This window comes from Nocardiopsis salina YIM 90010 (genome assembly GCF_000341025.1).
Classification (GTDB): Bacteria; Actinomycetota; Actinomycetes; order Streptosporangiales; family Streptosporangiaceae; genus Nocardiopsis; species Nocardiopsis salina.
The window spans coordinates 1-10081 of record NZ_ANBF01000096.1; the positions used below are offsets into that span (position 1 = coordinate 1).

The window sequence follows — 10081 nt, forward strand, 5'->3', positions numbered from 1 at the left end:
ACCAACACGGTGTGCGCGATGAAGACGATCATCTGGGTGCCGTTGAGCAGCACGGGCGGATTACTGAAGGCGACCAGCAGCGCGAGCCCGACCACGACCGTGGGGACGGCGACGGGCAGCATGAACAGGGCGTCCATGACCCGGCGTCCGCGCGGGCCGAGGGAGTGTGCGGACAGCGCCGCCCAGGTCCCGGCGACGAGCGCGCACATGCTCGCGATGACGGCGGTGACGACGCTGACGCGCAGGGCGTCCAGAGTGGGCCCGTTCAGCACGGCGGTGTAGTGCTCCAGGGTGAAGCCGGAGGGCAGCGCCCCACTCCAGTTCGTGCTGAACGAGGCCGCGAGGATCACCGCGAGCGGCAGGGCGAACAGGGGCAGGAACACCAGGAGGAACAGCGTCTGGATGCTCCGGCGGGTGAGGCGGTCATGCACCAGCACGTCGGCCTCCCTTCTGCGGCCCGCTCCCGGACCCGCGCAGGCGGGCGGTGGCGGTCCGGTAGAGCAGATAGAGGCACACGGACAGGGCGGCGTTGACCGTGGCGACCACGCACGCGGTGGTGTAGTCGGCCTCGAGGATCGCCGCGGTGTAGACGAGCATCGGCAGGGTGACCACGTCCTTGGCCCCGGTGAAGAGCACGATCGCGAACTCGTTGAGGGACAGCACCAGGACCAGCGCGCCGCCGGCCACGAGCGCGGGGAAGGCCTCGGGCAGGATCACCGAGCGCACGATGCGTCCGCCCCTGGCGCCGAGCGATGAGGCGATTTCCAGCTGTGCGGTGTCGAGTCGGCTGAAGGCGGCCAACAGCGGCCGCAGCACGAACGGGGTGAAGAAGGTGATCTCGGCGAGGATCACTCCCCATGGTGTGGACATGAAGTCGAACGGCCCGGTGTCGGCACCGGTCAGGCCGGTCCAGAGCCCGTTGGCCACGCCCACGGTTCCGTACAGGAACAACAGCGCCAGGGTGATGAGGAACGACGGGAACGACAGGTAGGTGTCGACGAGGCGTCCGGCGGCGCGGCTGCCCGGGAAGGGCACGAACGCGATGACCAGGGCCAGGCCGAGCCCGAGCACGAGGCATCCGACGGTGGCGCAGACGGCGACGAGCACGGTGGTGGTCAGGGCGTCGCGGAACCGCTCTGTGGCGAGGACCTCTGCGTAGTGGGCGGTGGTGGCGGCACCGTCCGGCCCGGTGAAGGACTCGGCGACCACGGCGCCGAGAGGGTAGATCACCACCGCGGCGAGCGCGAGCACGGGCGGGACGGCCCACACCCACGCGGGCAGACCGCGGCGGGGCGGGGCCTGTCCTTCCGAGGGGCGGCGCGGTGCGGGGACCCGGGGCGCGGGGTGCGGGGCGAGGGCGGTCACGGTTCCTCCCCCGCGGGCACGACGACCAGGTCGCGGCGGGTGAACCCGATCTCCACGGTGGTGCCGAGGTCGGGGATCTCCGCGGTTCCGGGGACCTCGGCGGTGAGGCTGTGCCCGTCGACGTCGGCGGTGACCCGGTGGGTGGACCCGCGCCAGTTCAGGTCGGTGACCCGGCCCCGGACGGTGTGTTCGGAGGGCCCGAGGGTGAGCCGGTGCGGACGCAGGCACACACGCAGGTCGTCTCCGTCGGAGGTGCCGGAGGGCAGGGTGTCGGACGCGTCCACGTCCAGGCCGCAGAAGCGCACGTTCCCCCGGTCCAGCCGGGCGGGCAACAGGTTGGCGCTGCCCACGAACCCGGCGGCGAAGGCGGTCCGGGGCCGGTCGTAGAGGTTGCGTGGGGTGTCGTACTCGCGCAGGCGGGCGCGGTCCAGGAGCGCGACCCGGTCGGCGAGGGTCAGCGCCTCCCCCTGGTCGTGGGTGACGTGCAGGACGGTGAGGTCGGGCATGTCGCGGTGCAGCCGCGCGAGTTCGGTGGTCATCTCGGTGCGCAGGCGGGCGTCGAGGGCGGAGAGCGGTTCGTCCAGGAGCAGGACCCGGGGGCGCACGGCCAGGGCGCGGGAGATGGCCACGCGCTGCTGTTGCCCGCCGGAGAGTTCGCGCGGACGGCGGCGTGCGTACTCGGCCATCCCGGTGAGTTCGAGGGCCTCGCCGACCCGGGTACGCACCTCGCGGCGGGGCACGCCTCGGGCACGGAGCCCGAAGGCGACGTTCTGGTCGACGCGCATGTGCGGGAAGAGGGCGTAACTCTGCACGACCATGCCGATGCCGCGTCTATGCGGGGGCAGGTCCGTGACATCGCTCCCGCCGAGGAACACCCGGCCGGAGTCGGGGCGCACGAACCCTGCGACGGCACGCAGGGCCGTGGTCTTGCCGGAACCGGAAGGGCCGAGCAGGGCGGTGAACTCGCCCGGTTGGACGGTCAGGTCCAGGGAGTCCAGCACGGTGGTGCCGCCGTAGGAGACACTCACCCCGTCGAGACGGATACCCACGTCAGCCCTCCCTCGCCTCGAGCAGGCCGGGCAGGGACGCCACGGAGTCGAGCACGTGGGTGGCCCCGGCGGCGCGCAGTTCCTCCTCGCCGTGGGCACCGGTACGGACCCCGGCCACGACCCCGGCGCCCGCGTTGAGTCCGGTGCGCACGTCGGAGTCGGTGTCCCCGGCCACGGCAACGGCGGCCACGGAGGAGACGCGGGCACGCAGGGCTGCGGTGAGCACCAGGTCGGGGTGGGGACGACCGCGCCCGGCGTCGGCGGGACAGAGGGTGAGGTCGGCGAGTCCGTGCCATCCCAGGGCGGCGATGATGCGCTCCTGGGTGGTGCGGGCGAACCCGGTGGTCAGGGCGACGGTGCGGCCCTGGGCGCGGAGGCGGCGCAGGGCCTCCTCGGCGCCGGGCAGGGGTGCGCAGTGGCCGTCGTCGACGAGCCGGGCGTAGGCCTGCTCGAACGCGGTGTTGGCTTCCTGTGCGCGGGTCTCGTCGCCGCCGGTGAGGTGGCGGAAGACGGTGATCTTGGAGGTGCCCATGGTGGCAAGCACGTAGGCGGTCTGTTCGGGACCGGCGTCGGGCAGGGCGGCGCGGAAGGCCTCCTCCACGAGCCCGTCGTCGGCGACGGTGGTACCCGCCATGTCGAGCACGACGAGCTCGGTGGGGGCGGGGCGTTCGGGGGTCGGGGCACGGTCGGTCATGGTCACCATCCCAGGTCGTTCGCGGTGGTCTCGGCGATTGCGGGGGAACAGGTCATGCCGCGTCCCCCCGGCCCGGTGATGAGCCAGGCGCCGTCGGCGACGGGTGCGCGGTGCACGAGGGTTCCGGGGTCGGTGCACTGGGTGTAGACGCCGGCCCAGCGGCGGCGGATCGAGGGCAGGGGGCGTCCCAGGAGGCCTTCGGCGACCCCGGTGAGGTGGTCGTAGGGGGCCTCGTCGGTGTCGAAGGCGAAGGGATGCTCGTACTCGTGGGTGTCGCCGATGGTCAGGGATCCGTCCGCGCGCTGCACCATGAGCAACTGCATGGCGTGGTCGCGGGCGGTCTCGGGCTGGGGTTGGTGTGTGTTGAGGGTGTCGAGGCCGGGGCCGCGGTAGGCGGGGTAGTAGCGGAAGCTGTCGGCGTCGGCGACGGAGGTGGTGAGGGTGGTCTCCAAGGGCGCGGTCTGCATCATCTGGAGGCGCACGCGGCGGACGGGCAGGTCGGGGGCGAGTTCGCGGACCAGACCGCCGAGCTGGGCGCCGGTGCACAGGACGACGTGGTCGCCCTCGTGGAGATCGCCGTGGTCGTCGCGGACGGTTCCGGTGCGCGGGAGCTCTCGGATCTCGCGTTCGGTCAGGAGGGTGTAGCGACCGCTGCGGGCGAGCGTGTCCTGGAGGGCGCGTTGGGCCGTGCGGGGTTCGACCTGGGCGTCCCGGCGGCACCAGAGGGCGCCGAGCATCTCGCCGCGCAGCGCGGGGTTGACCTCGCGGACCTGGTCCGGGTCGAGGAAGTGCAGGTCGCGCAGCGGGGCCTCGGGGGCGTCGAGGGCCTCCCGGGCGACGGCGTGCTCGTGGTCGGTGGTGACCGGTGTGAGGGAACCGGACGCACGGAACCCGAGGTCGGGGACCTCCTTGCCGATCTCCTCCCAAAGTTCGCGGGCGCGCAGGGCGGTGTCGAGCTCGGGTCCGGTGGAGCGGCCGCTGACCCAGACCAGGCCGAAGTTTCGGACGGACGCGCCGCGGGCGGCCGCCTCGCGTTCGAGGTGGACGACCTCGTGCCCGCGGGAGACGGCCTGCCAGGCGTGCATGGTGCCGAGGACCCCGGCACCGACGATGATGACTCGCATGCTCCCGAGCGTGGCGAGCGCGGGTTGAGAGCCCGGTGACCTCGGGGGACACCCGGGTGAACGACCCTCCAACTCTGGACCAGACACGTGATCTTTCCGTTATCCAACGGGCCTGGGCAGTCGGGGGCTCGTCCGGGGTTCCGGGTCAGGCTGGGCCGGAACCGGTCCCGGACAGGTGTGTGGTGAAGCTGAACCGGTCGCCCCGGTAGAGCGAACGCACCCGCTCGAAGGGGCGTCCGTGCCCGTCCCGGGAGACCCGGTGGATGAGCAGCATCGGCAGCGCCGGCGGGGTTCCGACGAGCAACGCCTCCCGGGGTGCGGCCAGCACCGTCTCCAGGCGTTCATCGGCGTCGGCGAAGGTGATACCGACGCGCTCGTGCAGGAACGCGTAGAAGCTCGAGTCCGGGTCGAAGTCGCTGCTCAGCCCCGGAACCCGGGCGACCGCGATGTAGGTGGACTCCAGCCCGACCCGTTCGTCGTCGGCCCACAGCACACGTTCCATGTGCCAGACCGGCTCGCCCTCGGACAGGTCGAGTTCCCCGGCGAGCCCGGCCGGGCAGGGCCAGCTGCGCAGGTCGACGAGGGTACGGCCCGGGCTCAGACCCTGGCGGCGCACGCCCTCGGTGTAACTGGCCAGGGAGAGCGGTTGGGCGAGCTTGGGCCCGGCCACGACCGTCCCCCGGCCACGGCGTCGCAGCCGGCCCTCCAGGAGCAGGTCGCGCAGGGCCTGGCGCACGGTCTCACGTGCGGCGCCGAAGCGTTCGGTCAGCTCGCGCTCGGTCGGCAGGGTCTGCCCCTCCTCCAGCCCGTCGACGAGCTCGGTGAGCATGATGCGCACCACGTAGTACTTGGGCACACGACCGTGCTCGGGCACCCCGGCACGCACCGGGGCCCCGCTGTCCTGGGGGATTCCTGTGACCGACACGCGGGTCATTGTGCCCGACTGCGGTGAACGGCCCGGTGAACAGCCCGCCAACGCCCCCGAACACAGCCCCGGACCACCGGTCACCCGGGTTCGGGGACGGTCTCGATGAGCGCGGCGAGCCCGTCGCGGTCGAGCAGGTCGGCCGGACGCACGGTCTCATTCGCGCGCACGTAGTGGAACGCGGCGTGCACCTCGGCCAGGTCCACGCCCTGCAGGTCGGCCCAGGCCAACCGGTAGGCGGCCAGCTGCACCCCCACCGCTCGGCGCTCGCCCTCGTTCGCGGGCGGACTGCCGGTCTTCCAGTCCACGACGTCCCACCGGCCGGTGTCCGGGTCGTGGAAGACGGCGTCCATGCGTCCGCGCACCAGGCGATCACCGATGACGGTCTCGAACGGCACCTCGACCTCGACCGGGATCCGCGCTCCCCACTCGCTCTCCTCGAACGCGCGCTGCAGCTCGGCGAGGTCCTCGTCCTCCCCCGCGGTCTCGTCGGCGGCGCCCGGGAGTTCGTCGAGCAGGGTCACGCCCTGGCCGAACCGCTCCTCCAGCCAGCTGTGGAACGCCGTACCCCGCCTGGTGTGCGGCGCGGGCGGGCGCGGCAGCGGGCGCCGGATCTGCCTCGCCAGGGCGGCGGGGTCACGGGCCAGCCAAACCATGGACGAGACCGACAGGTGGTCGGGCAACTCGACCTGCACCGGCCCGGGGGCGGGGCCGCTGCCCTCCTGGTGCCGGTGGGCGAGAAGCAGTTCGGTGTCGCGTTCCCATCCGCCGAGCCGGTGGCGCAGTCCGGGTGGCGGTGCGGGCCCCTCGTCCGGTCCTTCTTCCCCCGCGAGCATGCGCGCGCGGGCCTGCTCGACCATCGCGGCACCCTCCAGGATCTCCTCGCGCCGGGTCCGCGGTTTCTCCTCCGGCAGCTCGGAGGGCACCCCGGAAGCCTGCGCGCCGGGCAGCTCCTCCTCGGGCGGCCACACGGCGGACTCCTCCTCGTCGCCGTTCGGCGCCTCCTCGTCCGGGTCGGGCCGCGGCTCCCAGTGGTCTACGGTGCCGCCCCCGGCCACGCAGGCGTCGCGAACCTCCTCCAGGAACTCCGACGGCCCACGCTCGCTCGCTGCGTCGCGCCCCCACCAGTGCCCGGTGCACAGCAGAGCGAACGAGGCACGGGTGACGGCAACGTAGGCGAGGCGGCGCTCTTCCAGGCGGTGGCGTTCCTGCTCGGCCGCCTTGAAGTCGTCGATGCCCTTCTTGTCCACGGACAGCAGCTCGGGCAGGTTGAGGCGGTCCCCCCGCAGACGGTACGGCAGCAGGTGCTCGCCCTGGACCCACATGTCACTCGCCTTGAGCTTGGTGGGGAACAGCGGCGACCCAGACCCCTCGCTCATGCCGGGTACGACCACGACGGGCCACTGCAACCCCTTGGCGGCGTGCATGGTCATGAGCTTGACGCTGTCGCTGCTGCCGACCCGTTCGCCGGGTGCCAGGCCGCTCTCCTTCTCCGCGGCCGCGTTGAGGTAGCTCAGGAAGCTCCCGAGCGTGGGGGTGTCGCTGTTGCCGACGAACCGCACCGCGTGGTCGACGAACGCGTCGAGGTCGGCACGGGCGGAGAGCGGGTCCCGTCCGCTGCGGGAGGCGACCTCGATGTCCAGCCCGAGCACCCGCTCGACCTCGGTGACCAGGTCCGGCAGGGGTTGGCCGATCTGTTTGCGCAGGTGGCGCAGTTCCTCTGCCAGGCGGGTGATGCGGGAGTAGGCGGTCTCGGAGTAGTGCTCGGCCGGCCCGGGATCGTCCACGGCGTCGACGAGGCTGCCACTCTCCGAGGTCAGGTCCAGGACGGTACGCCGCAGCAGGTCGTCCTCTCCGGCGTCGTCCTCGGGGCCGTCGGTGGTCAGGTCGCGCCGGGTACTGCGCGCCAGATCGGCGGCACGGCGGCCGAGCGCGGCCAGATCGCCGGGGCCGATCCGCCNGCTCGTTGCCCGCGGAGGCGTCGTGCACCACGCGCAGGGTGGCGATGATGTCGCGGACCTCGGGCACGAGCATGAGCCCGCCCAGGCCGACGACCTCGACGGGGATCCCTCGTTCCTCCAGGGCCTCGCGCAGCACGGGGAACTGGGAACGCTTGCGGCACAGCACCGCGATGTCGCCGGGTCCGACCCGGCCGTCGGCCCCGGAACCCGATTCACCGTCGGGCCAGGGGATGCCGTCCGGGGCCGACCGGGGGCCACCGGGCTCACGCGGTCCGGCGCTCAGGTAGGCGTCGAGGCGGCGGGCGACCCACTCCGCCTCTTCGACCTGCCCTGAGAACAGAGCCGCGTGCGTGTGTCCGCGCCCGCGCCGCGCCGGCCCGGGGTGCAGCACCGGGACCTCGGCGGCCTGGTCGCGCAGTGGTTCCGAGATGCGCTCGGCGACCCGGAGCACGCGTTCGCCGTTGCGGAAGCTCGTGGCCAGGCGGCGCACCGACGCGGACCTGCCCGGAGCGGCGGGGAAGTCCTGCGGAAAGTTGGTGAGGTTGGCGGCCACCGCGCCCCGCCACCCGTAGATCGACTGGCAGGGGTCGCCGACGGCCGTGACCGCGTGCCCCTCACCGAACAGGGCGCGCAACAGCACCAACTGGGCGTGGCTGGTGTCCTGGTACTCGTCCAGGAGCACGACCTTGAACCGGCCGCGTTCGATGAGCCCGACCTCGGGGTGGTTCTGTGCGATGCGGGCGGCCAGCGCCATCTGGTCACCGAAGTCCATGACCTCGCGCGCGCGTTTGGCCTGTTCGTAACGTTCGACCAGCGGCAGGAGCTGTTCGCGCCGCTGCTGGGCCGTGAGCAGGTTGCGGGTGGCCGGGGCGGGTCTCTTCGGCAGGTTCTCGGCCTCGGTCCACAGCCACCGGCCGATGCCGCGCACCTGCTCGGTCCCTGTGAGATGGTCGGAGATCTGCCCGGCCAGCTCCAGCGTCCGGCGGGTGACGGTATCGGCGCCGACCGTGATGTGGTCCATCGGTCCGTCGTACTCGCCGACGATGCGCGACGCCAGCTGCCATGACTGCCCCTCGCTCAGCAACCGGGAGGTGGGCTCGACCGCCTCACGCAGAGCGTGGTCGGAGACGATGCGCCCGGCGTAGGCGTTGTAGGTCGAGACGGTGGGTTCGCCGTCGAGGAGTTCCTCGGGCAGCTGCTCGGTCTCGCGGAGCTGGTCGAGGCGTTTGCGCACCCGTTCGGCCAGCTCGGCGGTGGCCTTGCGGGTGAAGGTGAGGCCCAGCACGTGTTCGGGGCGCACGTACCCGTTGGCGACCAGCCACACCACGCGCGAGGCCATCGTCTCGCTCTTGCCGGAACCGGCACCGGCCACGACCACCCCGGGTTCCAGCGGGGCGGCAACGACCTCGGACTGTTCCGCGGTGGGTTCGGGCTGACCGAGCAGGCGGGCGAGTTCGGCGGGGGTGAAACGGGGGTGGCGGGGTTCAGACATGGCGTCCTTCGTCCTGGACCGGGCAGCAGGCGCGCACGGCACACGACCTGCATCCCTGGTTGACGGTGGCGGTGAAGCGCGAGCCGCCCATGCCGGAGGCGACCTCGTGCACGAGGGTCTCCGCCCACCGGGGGTCGGGGTCCTGCGCCAGGGGAGTCTGGGACTGCTCGCGGGCCTTCTTGATCTTCTCCCCGAGCTGCACGAGGGAGGCGCCGCCGGGTTCGGTCAGGCCGAGCCGTTCGAACGCACCCTGCAGCACCGCCATCTGGTAGACGCCGAGCTGGGGGTGGCGGCCCAGGTCGTCGGCCTTGCTCGCCCCGGTCTTGAGGTCCACGACGACGGCGCGGCCGTCGGCGTCGCGTTCGAGGCGGTCCACGCGCCCGGTGATCTCGACACCGCCCACCTCGACACGGAACCCCTGTTCGGTGACGACGAGCTCGCGGGGGTTGTCGGCCTCCCAGTCGAGGAGTTTGCGGACCATGGTGTCGGCGCGCTCACGCTGCTTCTCGGCCTGCCAGGGGCCGCCGAAGTCCAGGTCGGCCCAGATCTCGTCCATACGCCGCCCCACTTCGTCGGCGCTGCTGCCCTCGGCCACGAGCACGGCGACCGCGTGCACGACGGTGCCGAGCGCGGACGCGGAGTCACCGGAGGAGGCCCCGGCCGCGCGTTCCAGCAGCCAGCGCAGCTGGCAGTTGGTGAAGCTCTCCACCTGCGAGGGCGAGACACGGATGGTCTCCTCCTCCCCCGCGAGCGGACGGTCGTCGCTGAAGGGCACCAGCGCGTACCACTCGGAGGGGTCGGCACCGCGCACGCCTTCCTCGGCGAGGCGGGCCAGGTGGCCGGCGGCACCCTCGCGCAGCGGCCCGGGGGCGGCGGGGTCGGTGACCACCGAACGCAGGTCGGCCACGAGCGCGGGTAGCGACAGCCAGCGCATGCCGGTGCTGACCGGTTCCGGCTCCCCGGCGGCCATCTCGTGCAGGAACCGGGAGGGCCGCTGGTCGCTGTCCTCACCGCCGACCGCCGTGACCACGAGGGTGTGGCGGGGCCGGGTGAGGGCGACGTAGAACAGGCGGCGTTCCTCAACCAGCAGTTTGGAGGCCAGGGCAGCGCCGGAGGTGTCGGCGGAGTGCACGTCGGCGTCGACGAGCTCCTCCACGCCCAGCAGCGAACCGCGCAGGCGCAGGTCGGGCCAGTCGCCCTCCTGCACGCCGGCGACCACGACCAGGTCCCACTCCAGACCCTTGGACCGGTGGGCGGTGAGCACGCGCACGGCCTCTCCGTCGGGCGCGCGTTCGGCGAGGCTGTCGCCCGGGATCTCCTGGGCGGCGAGGTCCTCCAGGAATCCCTCGGGCGAGCCGGGCGGCAACCGGTCGCAGTAGCGGGCGGCGCTCTCGAACAGCGCGACGACGGAGTCCAGGTCGCGGTCGGCGGCCGCGCCCCGGCGCCCCCCGGCCAGGCTCGTACGCAGGAG

At 72.8% G+C, this 10081-nt stretch carries 6 protein-coding genes and 2 pseudogenes (1 of these 8 cut by a window edge); all 8 read right to left on the minus strand.

All coding sequences use genetic code 11. The features are described from left to right. The coding region (locus D474_RS0110725; RefSeq protein WP_017613575.1) for an ABC transporter permease at nt 1-437 on the minus strand (437 nt) is incomplete at its 3' end. Then, nucleotides 424-1365, minus strand: coding sequence for a 2-aminoethylphosphonate ABC transporter permease subunit (locus D474_RS0110730; RefSeq protein WP_017613576.1), 942 nt, complete (start codon nt 1363-1365; stop codon nt 424-426). The genes D474_RS0110730 and D474_RS0110725, both read right to left, overlap by 14 nt. Then, nucleotides 1362-2414: an ABC transporter ATP-binding protein gene (locus tag D474_RS0110735; protein WP_017613577.1), complete on the minus strand. Its 1053-nt coding sequence runs from the start codon at nt 2412-2414 to the stop codon at nt 1362-1364. Before D474_RS0110735 ends, D474_RS0110730 begins: the two co-directional genes overlap by 4 nt. A gap of 1 nt (nt 2415) precedes the next feature. After that, nucleotides 2416-3117, minus strand: a complete 702-nt coding sequence (locus tag D474_RS0110740; protein ID WP_017613578.1) for a phosphonatase-like hydrolase — start codon at nt 3115-3117, stop codon at nt 2416-2418. Further along, nucleotides 3111-4232 carry a TIGR03364 family FAD-dependent oxidoreductase gene (locus D474_RS0110745; protein WP_017613579.1) on the minus strand — a complete coding sequence of 374 codons (1122 nt, stop codon included), beginning with the start codon at nt 4230-4232 and terminating at the stop codon, nt 3111-3113. Before D474_RS0110745 ends, D474_RS0110740 begins: the two co-directional genes overlap by 7 nt. Before the next feature lie 145 nt (nt 4233-4377). After that, nucleotides 4378-5166, minus strand: a complete 789-nt coding sequence (locus tag D474_RS0110750) for a GntR family transcriptional regulator (protein WP_040703318.1) — start codon at nt 5164-5166, stop codon at nt 4378-4380. A 71-nt stretch (nt 5167-5237) separates the two neighbouring features. After that, nucleotides 5238-8610, minus strand: a pseudogene (locus D474_RS28275) (ATP-dependent helicase). Then, nucleotides 8603-10081: pseudogene (locus D474_RS28280) on the minus strand (ATP-dependent helicase) (it continues 1619 nt past the right edge of the window). The pseudogenes D474_RS28275 and D474_RS28280 overlap by 8 nt, the downstream one beginning before the upstream one ends.

Coding starts and splice junctions, on each gene's coding strand:
- D474_RS0110745 (WP_017613579.1), bottom strand. CDS start 4,232: ATGCGAGTCATCATCGTCGGTGCCGGGGTCCTCGGCACCATGCACGCC.
- D474_RS0110740 (WP_017613578.1), bottom strand. CDS start 3,117: ATGGTGACCATGACCGACCGTGCCCCGACCCCCGAACGCCCCGCCCCC.
- D474_RS0110750 (WP_040703318.1), bottom strand. CDS start 5,166: ATGACCCGCGTGTCGGTCACAGGAATCCCCCAGGACAGCGGGGCCCCG.